The sequence below is a fragment of the Mycobacterium appelbergii genome, assembly GCF_032883035.1.
Lineage (GTDB): Bacteria > Actinomycetota > Actinomycetes > Mycobacteriales > Mycobacteriaceae > Mycobacterium > Mycobacterium appelbergii.
In genome coordinates, this window is sequence record NZ_JAMQTH010000010.1 from 204,271 (window position 1) to 220,686 (window position 16,416).

Consider the following 16,416-nt stretch of genomic DNA (forward strand, 5'->3'; position numbering starts at 1 on the left):
CGTCACCGCCCCAGCAGAAAGTCGAGATGCAACCGGTTGAAGGTCTCGGGGTCCTCGTATTGCGGCCAATGCCCGCATCCCGGCATCACCTCGAAACGGGCACCGCGGATCATGGCGGCGATGCGACGCCCCTCGGCGACATCGGCCGTCGGGTCGTCACTGGTCCAGACCACCAGCGTGGGCGCGGCGATGGCGCCGTATTCGGCCGGCCCCAACAGGTTTCGTGCGCGGATCTCAGGGTCCTGCAGCGCCATGATGTCGCTCATTGCTGCGACGAATCCCGGTTGCCGGTACACCCGCCGGCGGCTGGCCACGATGTCGTCGTAATCCTTGCTCTTGTCTGCCATCAGCCACTTGATGCGCGCCTGCACGGTTTCCCAGGTGGGATTCTCGGCTGCCGCCATGGACAGCGTGATGATGCGCTTCATCACCTCGGGATCGGCCTGAGAGCCGCCTGCGGTGTTGAGTACCAACTTCTCGACCCGGTCGGGATGGTCAACGGCAGCACGGGAGGCCACCCAGCCGCCGAGGGATTCACCCGAGATGTGGGCACGCTGCACACCTATCGCGTCGAGGAATTTCATCAGGTGTTCGACGTAGTGCGCCACCTCCAGCGGATGTCCCGGCTTGTCGGTGTATCCGTGCCCGAGCATGTCGATCGACCAGGTCGAGAAGTGCCGGGCGTGGGATTCGAGGTTACGCACATAAGCCTCGGCGTGTCCGCCGGACCCATGCAGCAGCACCAGGGTGGGCAACTCGCGGTCACCGGCGTGCAGGTAGCGGGTGCGCACTCCGCCCACATCGAGGTAGCCCTGCGAGAACGCAACGCCCTGCAGATCACTCCAGACGCTCTCGAACTCGACGGTTATTTCCGAAACCGCGTCGGCCGCAGTGCTTGTCATGATGCCCTCTCCGGAGTGCAGAGAATCGAATTCTCTGTATTCGTAAGCACTTTGCTCATATATCGCACACTCTCGTGCATTATTATCAGAGCATCACTCGCGAGGATCTATCTGTCAAGGAGGGCGCGATGCCAACCCGGGCCACCAAGCCGAAGGCCGAAGGCGCTCCCAACGGTGCGCCCGGCTCTCAAACTCTGGCGCGCGGACTGAGCGCGCTCCAGGCCATAGCCAGTGCACCCACCGGTTTGACCGTGCAGCAGGTCGCCGACCACGTCGGCGCGCATCGGACGATCGCGTACCGACTGCTGGCGACGTTGAGCCAGTTCCGCTATGTGGCAAAGGGAGAGGACGGCCGGTACCGCCCCGCAGCCGGACTCGCCGTGCTCGGTTCGTCCTTCGACAACAATCTGCGGCAACTGAGCGTGCCGACGTTGCGCACCCTCGCCGACGAACTCGGCACCACGGTGTCGCTGCTCGTCGCCGAAGGCGACCAACAGGTCGCGATCGCGGTCATCGTGCCCAGCCAGGTCTTCTACCAACTGTCCTTCCACGAGGGCAGCCGTCATCCACTCGATCGCGGGGCGGCCGGGGTGGCGCTGTTGGCCAGCATGCCCGTGCGACCCGGTGAACGGGACCTGGTTAGCCAGACCCGCGAGCAGGGCTGGGTGATCACCCACGGCGAGATCGAACCGGACACCTATGGCCTGGCAGTGCCGGTGCGCAGGCGCCCACCGTCGCCTCCCACCTGCATCAATCTCATCTCCCACCGCGAGGATGTCGTGCGCAACGGCAAGGACGCGGTGGTGCGAGCCGCACACGAACTGTCCACCATCCTGCACTGAAAGGGGTCTGGAGCCTTGGATCACAACGAGACTGACTGGAACGACGAGTTCGACGTCGTAGTACTGGGTAGCGGCGGCGCCGGACTGACCGCGGCCCTGACCGCCGCCGTCAACGGCGCTTCGGTAGCGGTGTACGAGAAGGCCGCCACCGTAGGCGGGACGACCGCTGTCTCCGGTGGCATCGTCTGGGTACCGGCCCACGACCGCAGCTCTGACGGACCGCTTCCGGTCGCCGACGCGCTCGCCTATCTGCATGCGCAGTCGCTCGGATACATGGACACCGATCTGGTCGAGACATTCGTGCGCACCGGTCCGACGATGCTCGATTTCGTCGAATCCCACAGCGAACTGCGCTTCGCGGTCGCCGAGGGCTTCCCCGACTACAAGCCGGAACTGCCCGGTGGGCGCCCCGGCGGCGGTCGATCTCTCAGCGCAGGCCCGGTCGACCTCGCCAAACTCGGCGCATGGCGGGACCGGATCACGTCATTTCCGGCAGATTTCAGCAACGTCGGCATCGACGCCGAAACCCGGGCGCGCATCCACGCCGCTGTCGATGACCCGACCGCCGACCTGTGCGTGGCAGGCACCGCGCTGATCGCCGGACTGCTGCGCGGACTGCTCGATCACGGTGTACAACCGGTGACCTGCGCGCGCGCCGTCGAGCTCCTCGGTGACGCCAACGGCATCACCGGTGTTCGAATCACGGTTGACGGCAGCGAGATTCGGGTACGGGCGCGCGGTGGTGTGGTGCTGGCAACCGGCGGTTTCGAGTGGGACTCCACACTGGTGGAGACGTATCTGCGCGGGCCCATGCACGGTCCGGTGTCCCCACCCAACAACACCGGTGACGGGCTGCGGATGGCGATGGCCCACGGCGCCGATCTGGCCAACATGGGTGAGGCCTGGTGGGTTCCGATCGTGCAGATCCCTGGCGACACCATCGACGGACATCCGCGCAGCCGCAGTGTGCGGCTCGAACGCACGCGCCCGCGCAGCGTCATCGTCAACCGGGCCGGCAGAAGGTTCCTCAATGAGGCAGGCGAATACAACTCGATGGCGGGCCCGTTTCAGTACCTCGATCCCAAAACCGGCTATGCCAACGATCCGGGCTGGATCGTGTTCGATTCTGCACACCTGCAGCGCTACGGATTTCTCGGGGTCGCACCAGGCGATCCGGTGCCGGACTGGTTCTGCGCCTCGGCCGATCTGGGCGAGCTTGCCGCCAAGACCGGAATCGACGCCGAAGGGTTGACCCAGACACTGCGCCGGTGGAACGACAACGTCGCACGAGAGGTCGACCCGGACTTCGGCCGCGGCTCCAGTGCGTATGACGGCTATTGGGGTGATCCCGATGCGGCGACACCGGCCGGGCAGACGCTCGGGCCCATCGACACCGCGCCGTACTACGCCGTTCCTGTCACGGTCGGTGCAATGGGCACCAAGGGTGGGCCGCGCACGGATCGCGACGGCCGTGTCCTGCATGTCACTGGCAATCCGATACCGGGTTTGTTCGCGGCAGGCAATGCCATGGCGGGGGTGACCGGCAAAGCGTACGGCGGCGCGGGTGGCACCTTGGGCCCGGCAATGGTTTTCGGCTACCGGGCAGGGATCGCCGCCGCGCGCTCCGACTGATGTGGACAATCGCTCTGACCATATTTGACACAGTGGTTTACCTATGCAACGCTGTTGCACTTTGATCCACGGTGCGGTTAGCATCGCAGTGCCCACCGGTGGCGTCATCGACCTGAGAAAGGCACTCCATGACTGATCTTCGGTTCGACGGCCGCACCGCGATTGTCACCGGCGCCGGCGGCAAACCCAGCCTTGGCCGTTCCTATGCACTGTTGCTGGCCGAACGCGGTGCCAACGTGGTCGTCAACGACATCGGCCGCACCGTGGCGCCAGGTTATGCCGGGACCGCGTCAGCCGAAGAGGTCGTCGAGGAGATCCGCCGCGCCGGCGGAAGCGCCGTCGCGGACACCAATTCGATTGCGACAGAGGAAGGCGCGGCGGCCTTGATCGAGACTGCGATCGACGCGTTCGGCCAGGTCGACGTGCTCATCAACAATGCCGGTATCTCGATCGCCGCCGCATTCGACGAGATGACCTCACATGACATCCGTCAGCATGTCGACATCAATCTGATGGGCACCATATGGACGTGTCGCGCTGCCTGGCCGCACATGAAGGCCAACGGCTACGGCCGCATCGTCAACACAAGCTCGGGCGCCTTCGCGGGCGCGCCGCTGTTGGTGGCCTACAGCGCCAGCAAGGGCGGCGTCTTCTCGTTCACCCGCGCGCTCGCCGGTGAGGGCGACGCGTACGGCATCAAGGTCAACAACCTCAACCCCGGCGCGTTCACGCGCATGGTCGCCGCGCAGCAGGACGAGAGCTCGCCCATGTACCAGCTCGCGCAGTCCAACCTCCCACCGGAGTTGGTGGCGCCGGTGGCCGCGGTCCTGTCCCACGAGTGTTGCCCGGTGTCCGGCGACACGATCAACGGCGCCGGTGGGCTCGTGAACCGGGTCTACCTGGCAGAGACCGGAGGATTCAGCGAAAATCCGTTGACCATCGAGGCTGTCGTCGAGCGCTGGACGGAAGTGATCGGCGGAACCCCGGACAACGCGGTCCCGGCGGGGGCACACGATCCACGCGAATGGAACGTCAAACAGTACGTCGCAGCCGACCGCGATTGACTGAAAACCCGCCCACCCCAACTCGATCCGATACTTTCGAGTAAAAGTACAACAGTGTTGCAAATATCCCTCGATGTGGTTAGCATCACATTGTCGCAGCCGCAAGATCCCCGCCGGGGGTCTTATTCGGCATGCGCTTCACGGACCATCAAGCCCGGTGTCCTGCAACGAATTCGACGGAGAGGTTGCCATGCTCGACGAACGCCTGACATTTGAGAACCCACTCACCGCAGAGGCCGGCATGATCGTCGACCGCACCAGCCAGTCCCGGGATTCGGCCAAGCTGCCAGAGGGTCTCGTCCTGGTGTCAGCCGACAACCACATCGAGCTCACGGAGGACATTTTTTACGAACGGTTCCCCGCCGATCGGCGCGAGGATGCGCCACGGGTCTGGTTCGACCGCTACTGGAAGGTCGGATTCAAGGACGCGATGCAGGCCTATCCGGAGAGCGCCGACGTTGACACCGCACTCGCCCGCTCGGTTCTCAACGACGGGTTCGAGTTCGGTGTCCGGAACCGCCATCTGGACGCCGAAGGCATCGACAAGGAGATTGTCTATCCCCAGAGCCTGCTCGCCTTCATCCGCTATCCGGACCAGGAGATGCAAGAGCTCATGTACCGGACATACAACGAGTACATCGCCGAACTCGGCAGGTCGAACCCTGGCCGCTTCTACGGCGTCGGCATCTGCAGCAACTGGTGGGATCCGGATCACGCAGAACAGGCTGTCCAGCAGATCGTCGACCTCGGCCTCAAGAGTTTCATGCTCCCCTTCAGCCCCGGAAAGAACGCCCAGGGCGAGACGATCGACTACGACAGCCCGGACATGGACCGCTTCTGGGCCTGCGTCGCCGAGGCGGACCTGCCGGTCAACTTCCACATCGGCGAAGTACCGTCCTCAGGTGGTCGGGGCGGCTTCGGAACATTCTTTCTCATGCAGGCCGCACCGTTCCGCCGTGCCTTCGGCAGCCTGATCTTCGGCGGCATCTTCGACCGCCATCCGAACCTGCAGGTCGTGTTCGCCGAGGGAGGCATCAACTGGATCGCCGGTGCACTCCAAGACGCCGAACTCACCTACGGCGCGCACCGCGAACTCTTCGGCTGGCCGATGAAGCACCGTCCGAGTCACTACTGGCAGAACAACATGTTCGCGACCTTCCAGACCGATACGATCGGCCTGAAGCTCCTCGACCACCTGGGCGCCGACCGCGTGATGTGGGCGCAGGACTACCCACACAGCGAGGGCACGTTCGGGTACAGCGCAAGCGCGATCAACGAGGTCGTCGCTGCCACCTCCCCCGAGGACGCGCGAAAGATCCTCAGCGAGAATGCGATCAACTTGTACAAGCTCAACGACTGATGTAGCGGCGCATCGGCCCATCGATCATCAGGATGGGCCGATGCGCGAACTACGAACTGTGCCGGTAATTCGTCGACGGGTTCAGCGCACAGACCCGCCGCAGTCAACCCGGCCTGGCACGTGGCAGTCAGGGATGATCCAATCACTCATCGGATCGTCGGGATGGACACGTACCGAACCGACCGGCAATTCCACTGCACTACCCGGTTCAAGGATGAATGTGTCCGAAACGAACGCCGGCATGGATCGCGACAACCTGTGCAGCACACCACCTTTTCTGGCGCACACGGTACCGAACTGGTCCGGGCGAGGCATTGCCTGCGATGTCGGCCAGACGAAGTTGCACAGATCCTGCGAGCTCAGGATGTGAAACGGCGGCTCGTCGGCCAGCGCTTCGGGCGCCGAAACCAGCCCGATACCGGCTGCGCCCGAGATCGCCATCACGACAACGATTCTGCGGGTCGCACCAGCCCGTCTCGTCATGGGTTTGGCATCGACGGATCGAACGTGCTCAGTGTCCATCGTGGTTGCTCCTGTCATCGTCTGAGGATTTTCGTCGGACAGCATGGGGCCAGGCCTCTCACACGTATTGCCGCAGCGCCCTGAACGTCTCCATGGTCTCCTCGTCCTCGAGTTGGATACCAAGAGATCTGGTGAGCATCGCCATCGTGGTGTAGGCACCGACCAGACCGACGATTTCCATCAACCCGGTCGCAGAGTAGTGATCGGCCAACGCAATCCACGTGTCGTCACTGACCGTGAAGTCATGGACGAGTTCTTCGGCGGCGCGAGAAAGCAATTGATGGACCGGCGACAACCCAGCACCTGCACGGGCCGCCTCGATGTCACGGTCGGACAATCCTGCGGCGCGCGAGATCAACACATGGTGTTCTGCCTCGTAGACCTCGCCGGTGAGGGCACAGGTCCGCAAGATGAGTACCTGCCGATCGTGGGATGGAAGTTCCGATTTTGCCACCACTTTCGCGATCAACGGCAGGATGACCTCGAAAAGATTCGGGCTTCGCATCATGACGCGATTGAAGTGCAGGGCCTCCCATCCCCGCATCTGCGATCTCTGTTCCTCGGTGAGTGCGTCCATCTCGATCGGCGCGATGCGCGAGAACGACGGCGCGGGGCTGGGCGACATGACACTCCTTGGAATCGGTTGACAGGTAGGGCAGAACCTCGGCTGGTGATCGTCTCCCCCGTGAGGAACCCGGGAGCTTCTGCCGAGACGGGCACACCACGTTGAACTTTGCCTGTCATGGCTCCTCATCTGTTGTTCGCCGGCCGCGCCCACCGTCAGTGCAGAGCCGGCTCAGTTTCCAATCGGTCGATGACAAGCGCGCCATCACGGATGACCCCTTTGAGTGAGTCGTCCGGACGGGACAACAACGAGAGATCGTCGAGGGGGTCGCCATCGATCACGATGAGGTCGGCCATGGCAGCTGCCTCGATCACGCCGACCCGCTCGGGTTCGTCGGCCAGGAACTGGCCGGCATTCCTGGTGCCCCAGCTCAGCACCTCAGCCGGCGAGAGACCGTCAATCGCGCCGTAGTAGGCGAATTCACGTCCGTAATTGCCGACCTGGTGGTCCAGTGGATCGTCGTCGAGCAGATCGCGGAAGATTCCGCTGTAGTCGTCACCGATCAAGATTCGGACGCCTGCGGCCTGCGCCACCGGCAGCATCGCCCGCGTGTGGTCGTACTGCTCACGCGTCACGCCGAATTCGGCGGCGTAACCGAGTTCGAGCAGGCTCCACGGATAGATGAGGCTGGGCACCCAGAAGGTGCCCGCCTCCACCATCGCCTCGATGACCTCCTCGTCGATCTCATCTCCGTGATCGATCAGGTCGAGCCCGAGTTCGATGCACTCCAGCATCATCGCCTTGTCCGAAACATGGGCCCGGACCTTCGCGCCCCGTTCATGGGCGGTGGTGATGATTGCGGCGATCTCTTCACGAGACATGTTGCGGATCGTGCGATGCAGTTGACCGTGACCGGCACTGGCGAAGATCTTGATCGTCTCGACACCGCGATTGATCTCCTCCCGGACCAGAGCACGCATAGCCTCGGGACCGTCAGCGCAGACATCGGTTCCCGGCGTCTCGTACCGCTTCCACCAGCGTCCACTGTTGTTCATATCGCCGGTTGTTCCGAGATGGTGTCCGCAGGCACGGATCCGCGGGCCGGGGATGATGTCATCGGCGATCGACATCTTGAGCGCAGCGTCGATATCGTGCGCGCAGGATGCACCCGAGTAGCCGGTGAACCCACTCTCCAGCAGCACCCGGCAGGTACGCACTCCGATCGCCATCATGACTCCGGGCGGCAGCTCTTTGCCGGGTCGCTCGGTCGCCGCGATGGCAATACTGAACTTATAGAAGTCGGGATGGAGATGCGACGTGATCAGACCCGGCATCAACGTCATTCCGGCCAGGTCGATCGCCCCGTCGGGCACCGACCCCGGGTGAGGACTGACGGCCTCGATCCGGTTCCCGTCGACGGTCACCGTGTGCCTGCCGGGGAGCATCGTACGGCCGTCGAAAACGTTGGCATTGGCGAGGACCAGCATGTGTCGTGTCTCCTTGGACTCTGGTTCAGCCGATCAGCGGGAAGCGCTCGTCATCGAGGGGCTGCCATTGCGCCATGCGGCTGGAATCGAAGTTCGGCGTCGGCGCTCCGTTCCAGCACACGTCCGCCGGCTGAGTGACCAGCAGGTAGGCCCAACGCGGCCGGTCCATCGTGTTCACGCCCGCTCCATGGATCGTGAAGTGGGTATGGACCGAGATGTCGCCGAGTTCGTAGGTCAACTGCTCACTCATCTCGAGATCACGAAGCTCCGGGAAGGCATCGAGGGCATCCCCGTCACCGTAAGTGGTGTAGTCGCCCATCACCCCGGCGCGATGCGATGCGTTCACGAACGACATCGTTCCGGCCTCGGGTCCGTATGCCTGCAACGGAAACCAGAAGGTCAAGCCCCCGGACCGGTCGACGGAGAACGTGATGAAGTCCTGATGGAACGCGGTCGCACCGTTTCCCCCATGGCGGGCAACCTTGGTGCTGGGCAACTTTGGCGCAAAGAAGTCGGTGTAGTACCGGGTGCCCACCGCTGAGCCGTCGGCAAGGCGTCGTCGTTGCAGCACGCTCGCACTCTTGCCCACTTCGTCGATCAGCGGTCGCATCACCGGGTTTGACAGGCCTGCGCTCTGCTCGACGTTGAAGTATTCCAGGCCCGGCTGCCCATCACCGTCGGTCTCGGGCGCGGCGCCGGCCTGCAGCGGATTGCTGTCCGCATCGTCACCCATCTTGCCGCGGGCGATCGCAAGCATCTTGCGCACCACGTCGGGATCCACAAACCCTTTCAGCTGCACCCAGCCGAATTCATGCAGATGATCGACTTCCCCGGTAGTCACGGTACGGCAAGGCGATTTCAAAGCCGTTGTCTCTTCCACGATTTCAGTGTCTCCTCGTAACTGATCGCCAGATTGGCTAGATAAAACGTCCAGGGCCGGTGCGGAACGCGTAAAGACCCATGACAGCATCGTCGGGGACGGTGTAGGGCGTTGCGACCTCATCGACCGTGGGGCCGATCTTGGCCGCTACCTCGGCCAGCTTCGCGCGGTCGAGTCCGTACACGTCGATTGCGGTGTCGCCGAGGTACTTCCGGGCATACTTCGGCTCGATGTCATTGAACGTGAACCGAATGGCCTCTCTGGTATCCGGCCACGTTCCTTCGGCGTGCGGATAGTCGTCGCCCCACATGACCTTGTCGGTGAGGTCCTGGTCCACTCCCAGCTTCGCTTCCCAATTGGACATGAAGCTCGCACCGATGAAGCAATTGCGTTTGAAGTAGTCGGACGGCGGCATGGACAGTGCCGCACGGACCCACTCGCCGGTTCGCGAATGGTAGAGACCGTCCATATCGTCCATCACGCCCGGCGCCCAGTCCATCCACTGCTCGGTGAGCACCATCTTCAACGCGGGGTGGCGCTCGAACACACCGCCGAGGATCATCACCCAGACGCCGCGACGGGTCCGGAAGAGGGTCTCCATCATGTACATCGCCTGGGCGCCTTCACCCTCGTAGGGGTAATGCTCGCCTCCGCCGCCATGGGTGTTGAGCGTCATCCCGGTCTCCTCGCAGGCGGACCAAAGCGGCTCCCACACCGAGTCGTTCAGCATCGGGATGTCATTGCGAGGGGCTGGAAGGTTGATTCCCTTCAGCCCCGCCTCCGCCGCCCAGTAGACCTCGCGGACGCAGGCGGCCGGGTCGGAGATCGGGATGTGAGCGATGCCGGCGCTGCGCTCCGGGGCTGACGACACGAAATCGGCCAACCACCGGTTGTAGATACGCACGCCGAGGTCCTCGAGACGATCGTATTTCGAGTCGCCCCAGCTGATGAGGCCTGTGGTCGAGAACGGAATCGACTCACCGTTGAGACCGCCGTGATAGATGACCGACGCGGCAACACCCTGTTCGTCCATATCGGCCAGCCGCGCCGCAGGGTCCTGCAGACCGGGAACGAAGCTGTGCTCGTAGCTGCGGTTCAGGAACCCCAGATCCATCTGGTCCGGGTTCCGGATGCCTGCGGTCTTCGCGAACTCCTCGGCCTGGGACTGATCCAAAGACCAGTTCTCGTCATAGCCCTGATCCCCCGCTTTGGACGATCGCAGCGAGAACATGCCGTGCTTTTCCATCTCGGCGGCGAAGTCATCGAAATCGTCGAGGTATTTCGGTTCGCAGTACTGACGCAATTGGTTCTTGAGCGACGGTCCGACATGGCTGTCGGTCGAGACCACGATGTAGGGCTGTTGCTGCACCATGCTTATCCCTCGCAAGTTTCGAGAACGTCTGATGTGGGCGCTGTGATGCTAACCACAATCAGAACGAATCTGCAACGGTGTTATACATTTGTACCGGCGTGGCAAATATCGCTCGCTGTGGCACACCTGAGTAGAGTGACACCCATGGCCTCACGCGCCCTCCAGCGAACTCGCTCCCACGTACTCGACGCCGCCCGGGACTTCGTCGAGCAACATGGCGTCGAGCAGCTGTCCATGCGCCGCCTCGCCGACGAGGCCGGCGTCAGCGTCCGCACCCTCTACAACCACTTCGGCGACAAAGAAGGCCTCCTCGCTGCGCTCATCCAGCGCTCACTGGACTCCATGGATGTTGCGGTACACCAGCTCTCGGCTACAGATCCCATCGAACGGATCTGGGAGGCCATCACGTTGTCCATCGACAAAGTCGTCGCCGACATCCCCAAGGCGGTCGTGCGCGCCGTCCTCATGGACGACCGGCTCCTCGACCAGGTCAACCTCCGATGGAGCGGCTGGGATCTCATCGTCACCGAAATCAAGGCCGCAACCCGGCGCGGCGCACTGCGTGACGACATCGATCCGGATGTCCTGGCCGACCACGCCGCCATGGTGTTGTTCCACCTCCAACGGCGTTGGACCGCCGGTGACATCGACGCCGACCAACTCCGGGCGAGCGCACTGCATGCCTTCGACATCTGCCTGCTGGCCATCGCCAGGCCACGCGCACGCACCCTCATCCTGGACCACGCCCACTCGATGCTGTCCGCAAATGAAGCCGCCGCACAGGCCTGATTCCACCTAACCCGTCGGCTACTGTCGTGTCGTGCTCTCGACGAAACGCAGTGCTGCACAGACCCGTGTCCTGGACGCGGCGCTCGAGCTGATCTCCGAACACGGTGTCAGCGGCACCTCGTTGCAGATGATCGCCGACGCCATCGGTGTCACGAAAGCTGCGGTCTACCACCAGTTCAAGACCAAGGAAGCCATCGTCATCGCGCTGACCGAGCGCGAACTCGGACTGCTGGAGGAAGCGCTGGACGCGGCCGAGGCCGAGGGCTCGCCCACTCGTGCGCGGGAGTTGCTGCTGACCCGCGTGATCGAATTGGCCGTGGCCCGCCGCCGCGCGGCCAGCACGCTGCAGTTCGATCCCGTGGTGGTACGACTGTTGGCCGAACACGAACCGTTTCAGCGTTTCATCGACCGCCTGTACGCGGCACTGCTCGGCGGCGGGTCAGGCGACACCGCGCGGGTGCACGCGGCTACGTTGTCCGGCGTGATCAGCGTCGCGGTGATGCATCCACTGGTGGCCGACATCGACGATGACACCTTGCGCGCGGAGTTGCTACAGACGATGCGCCGCATCGTCGCTCTACCCAGCTGACCGCGGGCGGGCCTCGTCGGCGAACAGTTGTTCGGCCGCGGTGTAGGGGTCAGTGGTGCCGTCGGCGACCGATGCGGCCAGCCGATCCAACTCGGCGTGGTGGCGCAACAACGTCTGCGCCAGCGACAGGATCTGCGTGCGGGCCCGTGCGGTGCGCCGCTCGGGGGTGTCGGCCCGATGGTGGGCATCGATGGCCGCCACGAGCTCGTCGACACCTTCACCCTGTGCCGCAATCAGTTTGAGCACCGGCACGCTGGCCTCGGCCCGCAGGTCGCGGGCGGTCTGGTCAGCGCCTTCGCGATCCGCCTTGTTGACCACCACCAGGTCGGCGACCTCGAGCAGACCGGCCTTGGCGGCTTGAACGGCATCGCCGGCACCGGGATTGAGGATCACCACGGTCGGATCGGCGATCGCGGCGATCTCGATCTCGGACTGCCCGACACCGACGGTCTCCAGCACGATCAGGTCATAGGACAACGCGGCCAGCAGCCGGATGGCGGAGGGTACCGCGGCGGCCAGCCCACCCAGATGTCCCCGGGTGGCCACCGAGCGGATGAGCACGTCTGGATCGTTGATGTGGGCGGACATCCGGATGCGGTCGCCGAGTAACGCGCCGCCGCTGTAGGGCGAGGACGGGTCGACAGCCAATACGGCGACGCGTAGGCCTCGGTCACGGTAGGCGGTGACCAGTGCGCCGACTGTCGTCGACTTGCCCGCCCCCGGCGGTCCGGTGACGCCGATGACGCGGGGCGCGGCCGGCCCCAACACCGCGAGCACCTCATCGCGACGGTCGCTTTCGACCAGGCTCAGCAGCCGGCCCGCGGCACGCAGTGATCCGCCGCGGGCGGCGGCGATGAGCTCGTCAACGGTCACGTCACTGACCCTAGGGTGCCGGGACCTCGATCACCGTGGCCGACCCCATGCCGCCGCCTGCGCACATCGCGGCCACTCCGATTCCGCCGCCGCGGCGGCGCAGTTCGTGCACCATGGTCACCAGCATGCGTGCGCCGGTCGCGGCGATCGGGTGTCCCAGCGAGCAACCGCTGCCGCTGACATTGACGATGTCGGGGTTGATGTCGAGCAGCTTGATGGTGGCCACGCACATCGATGCGAACGCCTCATTGATTTCGAAGAGGTCGACATCTGAGAGCGACAGACGGGCCCGGCCAAGGGCTTTGGTGATCGCCTCGACCGGTGCGAGGCCGGTGGAGGCCGGGTCGACTCCGACCGAGGCCCAGGCCTTGATGGTGCCAAGCGCGGGCAGGCCGAGTTTGTCACTGGCCACGGCCAGCAGCGCGGCACCGTCGTTGGCGCCGCAGGCGTTCCCCGCGGTGATGGAGAAGCCCTCGATCTCGGGATGCAGCGGTTTGAGTCCGGCCAACTTCTCGATGGTGGTGTCCCGGCGCGGATGTTCGTCGGTGTCGAACAGTCCGTGCGGAGTCTCGATGGCGACGATCTCTTCTTTGAAGCGGCCCTCGTCGATCGCGGCGACGGCCTTGCGATGAGACCCCAACGCCCACTCGTCCATCTCCTCGCGGCTCACCCCGGCCTTGAGCGCGGCATTCCAGCCGATCGTGATGGACATGTCCATATTGGGAGCATCCGGCCTGTCCGGGTGGGTGGGGGGAAACCAGCTCGCGGTCTCGTCACCCACCTGCCGGGTGAAGCGCGGCGAGGTCGACGCGGAGTTCACCCCACCGGCGAGGATCAGTTGATCCATCCCGGCGCGGATGCCGGCTGCGGCGCTCTGCACGGCCGCCTGTCCGGCCGCACAGTGCCGGTTGTTGGACAGGCCGGGCACCGAGGTCAACCCTGCCGTGATCGCGGCATGCCGGGCGATCACCCCACCGCCGTAGAGCCCTTCGCCAAGGATCACGTCATCGATCGGCCCCGACAGCTCGCCCGCCGCCGCGCCCACCACGTGATCGGCGAGCGCGTAGGCGTCCGTGTCGCGCAACGTGCCCTTCGTCGCGGTTCCGATGGGCGTGCGCAGCGCTGACACGATGACGGCTTCAGGCATTGATGTTCTCCCTGGAGTGACCCAATATGAGAATGTTATTCTCTCAGTTTGAGAGTGTCAGTTGCAAGAAGGGGAACCATATGCAGATCACCGGTAGCTCCGCGATCGTCGTCGGCGGCGCGGGCGGCCTGGGCGAGGCGACCGTGCGCCGCTTGCACGGCGCAGGCGCCAAGGTGGTCGTCGCCGACCTCGCCGACGAGAAGGGCGGTGCGCTGGAGACGGAGCTCGGCGTCCGATATGTGCGCACCGACGCCACCTCCGAGGAATCCGTACTGGCAGCCATTGCCGAGGCGGAATCACTTGGCCCGCTGAGAATCTCGGTGGACACCCACGGTGGTCCCGCCAGTGGCGGCCGCCTGGTCGGCAAGGACGGGTCGCCGCTGGACCTCGACGGGTTCAAGAAGACCATCGAGTTCTACCTGACCGCGGTGTTCAATGTGATGCGGCTGTCGGCCGCCGCGATCGCCAAGACCGATCCGCTGGAGGAAGGCGGTCGCGGCGTCATCGTCAACACTGCATCGATCGCCGGCTACGAAGGCCAGATCGGTCAGTTGCCGTACTCCGCAGCCAAGGGCGGCGTGCTCGGCATGACGCTGGTCGCCGCACGCGACCTGTCCCCGCTGGGCATCCGCGTCGTCACCATCGCCCCGGGCACCATCAACACACCGGCGTATGGCACCGCCGCCGATCAGCTGGAGCAGTACTGGGGTCCGCAGGTGCCGTTCCCCAAGCGCATGGGGCGATCGGTGGAGTACGCACAGTTGGCCCAGAGCATCATCGAAAACGACTACCTCAACGGCGAGATCATCCGCCTCGACGGGGCGCTGCGATTCCCGCCCAAATGACCCTGCCCCCGGTCGGTCTGTGACGAGCGTGCGCGGAATGCCTTCTCTCGACGGCAAGGTCGCGTTCGTCGCGGGCGCGAGCCGTGGCATCGGCTCGACGATCGCGAGAGCCCTGGCCGCCGAAGGCGTGGCGGTCGCGGTGGCGGCCCGCTCCGAAGAGCCGGGCAAGCTGCCCGGCACCATCGGATCGGTAGCCGACGCCATCGCCACCGCGGGCGGACATGCACTGCCGGTGGCCTGTGACGTCACGAGCGAGGCGTCGGTGAACGACGCTGTGGCCGCGACCGTTTCGGAGTTCGGCGGAATCGACATCCTGGTCGCCAACGCCGGTGTGCTGTGGCTCGGGCCCGTCGAGTCCACGCCACTCAAACGGTGGCAGCTGTGCCTGGACGTGAACCTCACCGGAGTGTTCCTGGTGACGAAAGCCGTTATCCCCCATGTCCGCGCCCGCGGCGGCGGGTCACTGATCGCCGTAACCACCACCGGCGTCGGCATGGTCGAGCACGGGGCGAACGCCTACTGGGTGTCCAAGGCCGCCGCCGAGCGGCTTTACCTCGGGCTGGCCGCCGACCTGCGCGACGACAACATCGCGGTCAACTGCCTGAGCCCGTCCCGGGTGGTGTTGACCGAGGGCTGGCAAGCCGGCGGCGGGGGCATGGCGATACCTGCCGAGATGGTCGAGCCACCCGAGGCGATGGCGCGGGCCGCGGTTCTGCTGGCCCGCCAGGACGCCGGCGGGATCACCGGCACCGTCCTGCGTTCCGAAGAGCTGACGAACTAGTCCTTGGCGATCAGACCGTCGACGATGCGATTGAAATCGGCGGTCCCGAACGATACGTACTCTGCGAGGTTGGCGTAGTCCAGCGACGCCATCACCTGCTGCTCGAGCTGGATGTTCATCAACCGCTTGGTGGCCTCGACCGCCTGCTTCGGCAAGTCGATGAGCTTCTTCGCACACGTGATCGCCTCGGCGAGCGGGTCCGCCACGACGTGATTCGCCAGTCCGAGTTCGACGGCCCGCTGTGCCTTGATCCGTACCCCGGTCAGGGCGAACTCCTTGGCCTGCAACAGGCTGATCTGTGAACCCCACACCAACGGACCACCGTCGGCGGCGACCAGACCGATCTGCACATGCGGGTCGGCGAAATGCGCGTTCTCCGCCATGTAGACGACATCGGACAGCGCAGCCAGGCTGCAGCCTAGTCCGACCGCCGGACCGTTGACCGCGGCCACAACCGGGATGCGGCACCGCACCATGCCGACGACGAGGTCCCGACCGTGCTTGATCGTCTTCTGCCGCAGCGCCTCGTCGCGTCGAAGCTCGTCGAGATAGTTGAAGTCTCCGCCTGCGGAGAATGCCCGGCCGGCACCGGTGATCACCGCCGCGCGGGCCTCTGCGTCCTCGTTGAGCGCTTCCCAGATTCCCGCGAGCCCGACGTGCAGATTGTCGTTCACCGCATTCAAGGCGTCGGGCCGGTTGAGCGTGATGATGCGCAGCGCACCGTCGGCCCGGACATCGATTTCCTCTGGCATTCCGTACATGTGGA

Annotated in this window: 17 protein-coding genes; 8 read left to right on the forward strand and 9 right to left on the reverse strand. The window is 64.7% G+C overall.

Annotated elements, in window-relative coordinates:
* Window positions 1-2: 2 nt before the first annotated feature.
* On the reverse strand, window positions 3-902 hold the full coding sequence (locus M1247_RS23430) for an alpha/beta fold hydrolase (protein WP_317158781.1): 900 nt from the start codon (window positions 900-902) through the stop codon (window positions 3-5).
* 128 nt (window positions 903-1,030) lie between these two features.
* On the opposite strand from M1247_RS23430, the gene M1247_RS23435 reads away from it, so the two are divergent.
* The 4 genes from M1247_RS23435 (at window position 1,031) to M1247_RS23450 (ending at window position 5,800) form a co-directional block, all read left to right on the forward strand.
* Complete coding sequence (locus M1247_RS23435; protein WP_317158782.1) at window positions 1,031-1,744, forward strand: IclR family transcriptional regulator; 714 nt, start codon at window positions 1,031-1,033, stop codon at window positions 1,742-1,744.
* A gap of 15 nt (window positions 1,745-1,759) precedes the next feature.
* Window positions 1,760-3,376: an FAD-dependent oxidoreductase gene (locus M1247_RS23440; RefSeq protein WP_317158783.1), complete on the forward strand. Its 1,617-nt coding sequence runs from the start codon at window positions 1,760-1,762 to the stop codon at window positions 3,374-3,376.
* Between the two features lie 128 nt (window positions 3,377-3,504).
* Window positions 3,505-4,440, forward strand: a complete 936-nt coding sequence (locus M1247_RS23445; protein ID WP_317158784.1) for an SDR family NAD(P)-dependent oxidoreductase — start codon at window positions 3,505-3,507, stop codon at window positions 4,438-4,440.
* 190 nt (window positions 4,441-4,630) lie between these two features.
* The gene (locus M1247_RS23450; protein ID WP_317158785.1) at window positions 4,631-5,800 is read left to right on the forward strand and encodes an amidohydrolase family protein; all 1,170 of its coding nucleotides are present in this window, start codon (window positions 4,631-4,633) and stop codon (window positions 5,798-5,800) included.
* A gap of 81 nt (window positions 5,801-5,881) precedes the next feature.
* Here the strand turns inward: M1247_RS23450 and M1247_RS23455 are convergent, their stop codons facing one another.
* The 5 genes from M1247_RS23455 to M1247_RS23475 all read right to left on the reverse strand — a co-directional run bounded on the left by M1247_RS23455 (window position 5,882) and on the right by M1247_RS23475 (window position 10,626).
* On the reverse strand, window positions 5,882-6,340 hold the full coding sequence (locus M1247_RS23455; RefSeq protein WP_317158786.1) for a hypothetical protein: 459 nt from the start codon (window positions 6,338-6,340) through the stop codon (window positions 5,882-5,884).
* 40 nt (window positions 6,341-6,380) lie between these two features.
* A complete protein-coding gene (locus tag M1247_RS23460; protein ID WP_317158787.1) occupies window positions 6,381-6,947 on the reverse strand; it encodes a carboxymuconolactone decarboxylase family protein in 567 nt (188 codons plus the stop codon).
* Between the two features lie 155 nt (window positions 6,948-7,102).
* A complete protein-coding gene (locus M1247_RS23465; RefSeq protein WP_317158788.1) occupies window positions 7,103-8,374 on the reverse strand; it encodes an amidohydrolase family protein in 1,272 nt (423 codons plus the stop codon).
* A gap of 25 nt (window positions 8,375-8,399) precedes the next feature.
* Entirely contained in the window at window positions 8,400-9,344 is a 945-nt protein-coding gene (locus tag M1247_RS23470) for a phytanoyl-CoA dioxygenase family protein (protein ID WP_317158789.1), read from the reverse strand.
* The gene (locus tag M1247_RS23475; protein WP_317158790.1) at window positions 9,292-10,626 is read right to left on the reverse strand and encodes an amidohydrolase family protein; all 1,335 of its coding nucleotides are present in this window, start codon (window positions 10,624-10,626) and stop codon (window positions 9,292-9,294) included. The genes M1247_RS23470 and M1247_RS23475 overlap by 53 nt, the downstream gene beginning before the upstream one ends.
* A gap of 144 nt (window positions 10,627-10,770) precedes the next feature.
* Here M1247_RS23475 and M1247_RS23480 point away from each other — a divergent pair, with 144 nt between their 5' ends.
* The gene (locus tag M1247_RS23480) at window positions 10,771-11,415 is read left to right on the forward strand and encodes a TetR/AcrR family transcriptional regulator (protein WP_317158791.1); all 645 of its coding nucleotides are present in this window, start codon (window positions 10,771-10,773) and stop codon (window positions 11,413-11,415) included.
* A 31-nt stretch (window positions 11,416-11,446) separates the two neighbouring features.
* Window positions 11,447-12,004 carry a TetR/AcrR family transcriptional regulator gene (locus M1247_RS23485; protein ID WP_317158792.1) on the forward strand — a complete coding sequence of 186 codons (558 nt, stop codon included), beginning with the start codon at window positions 11,447-11,449 and terminating at the stop codon, window positions 12,002-12,004.
* Here the strand turns inward: M1247_RS23485 and meaB are convergent.
* Together meaB and M1247_RS23495 are read right to left on the reverse strand one after the other, a co-directional pair.
* The gene (gene meaB / locus M1247_RS23490; protein ID WP_317158793.1) at window positions 11,993-12,877 is read right to left on the reverse strand and encodes a methylmalonyl Co-A mutase-associated GTPase MeaB; all 885 of its coding nucleotides are present in this window, start codon (window positions 12,875-12,877) and stop codon (window positions 11,993-11,995) included. The genes M1247_RS23485 and meaB overlap by 12 nt on opposite strands.
* 10 nt (window positions 12,878-12,887) lie before the next feature.
* The gene (locus M1247_RS23495) at window positions 12,888-14,024 is read right to left on the reverse strand and encodes a thiolase family protein (protein ID WP_317158794.1); all 1,137 of its coding nucleotides are present in this window, start codon (window positions 14,022-14,024) and stop codon (window positions 12,888-12,890) included.
* 80 nt (window positions 14,025-14,104) lie between these two features.
* Between M1247_RS23495 and M1247_RS23500 the strand changes: the two genes are divergently transcribed.
* Both M1247_RS23500 and M1247_RS23505 read left to right on the forward strand, forming a co-directional pair.
* Window positions 14,105-14,869, forward strand: a complete 765-nt coding sequence (locus tag M1247_RS23500; RefSeq protein WP_317158795.1) for an SDR family NAD(P)-dependent oxidoreductase — start codon at window positions 14,105-14,107, stop codon at window positions 14,867-14,869.
* A 37-nt stretch (window positions 14,870-14,906) separates the two neighbouring features.
* Complete coding sequence (locus tag M1247_RS23505; RefSeq protein WP_317158796.1) at window positions 14,907-15,650, forward strand: SDR family NAD(P)-dependent oxidoreductase; 744 nt, start codon at window positions 14,907-14,909, stop codon at window positions 15,648-15,650.
* Here M1247_RS23505 and M1247_RS23510 read toward each other — a convergent pair.
* Window positions 15,647-16,411 (reverse strand): enoyl-CoA hydratase/isomerase family protein, encoded by a 765-nt coding sequence (locus M1247_RS23510; protein WP_317158797.1) that lies wholly within the window; start codon window positions 16,409-16,411, stop codon window positions 15,647-15,649. The two genes, M1247_RS23505 and M1247_RS23510, sit on opposite strands and share 4 nt — an antisense overlap.
* Window positions 16,412-16,416: the final 5 nt, after the last annotated feature.

Bases quoted from the DNA above. Each gene is read 5' to 3' on its own strand.
- M1247_RS23435 (WP_317158782.1), top strand. From the start codon at position 1,031: ATGCCAACCCGGGCCACCAAGCCGAAGGCCGAAGGCGCTCCCAACGGT.
- M1247_RS23450 (WP_317158785.1), top strand. From the start codon at position 4,631: ATGCTCGACGAACGCCTGACATTTGAGAACCCACTCACCGCAGAGGCC.
- M1247_RS23480 (WP_317158791.1), top strand. From the start codon at position 10,771: ATGGCCTCACGCGCCCTCCAGCGAACTCGCTCCCACGTACTCGACGCC.
- M1247_RS23470 (WP_317158789.1), bottom strand. From the start codon at position 9,344: ATGCTGTCATGGGTCTTTACGCGTTCCGCACCGGCCCTGGACGTTTTA.
- M1247_RS23510 (WP_317158797.1), bottom strand. From the start codon at position 16,411: ATGTACGGAATGCCAGAGGAAATCGATGTCCGGGCCGACGGTGCGCTG.
- M1247_RS23495 (WP_317158794.1), bottom strand. From the start codon at position 14,024: ATGCCTGAAGCCGTCATCGTGTCAGCGCTGCGCACGCCCATCGGAACC.
- M1247_RS23465 (WP_317158788.1), bottom strand. From the start codon at position 8,374: ATGCTGGTCCTCGCCAATGCCAACGTTTTCGACGGCCGTACGATGCTC.
- M1247_RS23455 (WP_317158786.1), bottom strand. From the start codon at position 6,340: ATGACAGGAGCAACCACGATGGACACTGAGCACGTTCGATCCGTCGAT.
- M1247_RS23475 (WP_317158790.1), bottom strand. From the start codon at position 10,626: ATGGTGCAGCAACAGCCCTACATCGTGGTCTCGACCGACAGCCATGTC.
- M1247_RS23505 (WP_317158796.1), top strand. From the start codon at position 14,907: ATGCCTTCTCTCGACGGCAAGGTCGCGTTCGTCGCGGGCGCGAGCCGT.
- M1247_RS23500 (WP_317158795.1), top strand. From the start codon at position 14,105: ATGCAGATCACCGGTAGCTCCGCGATCGTCGTCGGCGGCGCGGGCGGC.
- M1247_RS23460 (WP_317158787.1), bottom strand. From the start codon at position 6,947: ATGTCGCCCAGCCCCGCGCCGTCGTTCTCGCGCATCGCGCCGATCGAG.
- M1247_RS23445 (WP_317158784.1), top strand. From the start codon at position 3,505: ATGACTGATCTTCGGTTCGACGGCCGCACCGCGATTGTCACCGGCGCC.
- M1247_RS23430 (WP_317158781.1), bottom strand. From the start codon at position 902: ATGACAAGCACTGCGGCCGACGCGGTTTCGGAAATAACCGTCGAGTTC.